Source organism: Vibrio sp. 1401, assembly GCF_033340295.1.
This window is the reverse complement of sequence record NZ_JAWOWF010000670.1, coordinates 1-563: the sequence shown is the minus strand read 5'-3', so window position 1 is coordinate 563 and position 563 is coordinate 1. Positions and strand designations below refer to the sequence as shown.

Here is a 563-nt window from a genome sequence, read left to right as displayed (position 1 = left end):
TGATTGCCAGCTAGGCCCAGCGAGCGCTACGCAGGCAATCGCCCAAGCCAAGCCCCAAATCGTAAAATAGGGTTTGGACTGGGTGGTTTGCCCAAGCATTTTGGCGAGGTGCGGGGCAATCAGCGCGGATTTTTTCGCTCTAAATTTTTGATTAATCAGGAGTACGAAGGGGATTGCTATCAGTCCCAGTAACCAATATGGGTTAAGGAAAGTAAACTCAGCCATGTTTTCTCCTTAGCAGGAACAACAACATAGAAAGCACTAAAGTTGCACTCAATGGATATGGGAACCATTCGGACTGAGGCCGCCAAGTATGGGTATCGCTTGATACAGGTTCCAGTTTGTTGATTGTGTCGTAGATCTTTTCAAGTTGTTCGGCATCTCGCGCACGGAAGTACTGCCCGCCAGTCATTTCTGCAATCTTCGTGAGCGTTTGTTCATCAAGGTCGGCTGCGGTGTCGACCTTACGAGTCATAAAAAAGTCTTTCACCATCATTTCGCCAGCACCTACGCCGACGGTATAAATAGTGGCATTGTATTTCTTCGCAATCTCAGCCGCTTCG

General features: G+C 48.3%; 2 pseudogenes. Both read right to left on the bottom strand.

The features are described from left to right. Window positions 1–225 (bottom strand): annotated as a pseudogene (locus R7Z77_RS27485) (hypothetical protein); the annotation flags it as partial. Then, window positions 218–563 (bottom strand): annotated as a pseudogene (locus R7Z77_RS27480) (VWA domain-containing protein); the annotation flags it as partial. The pseudogenes R7Z77_RS27485 and R7Z77_RS27480, both read right to left, overlap by 8 nt.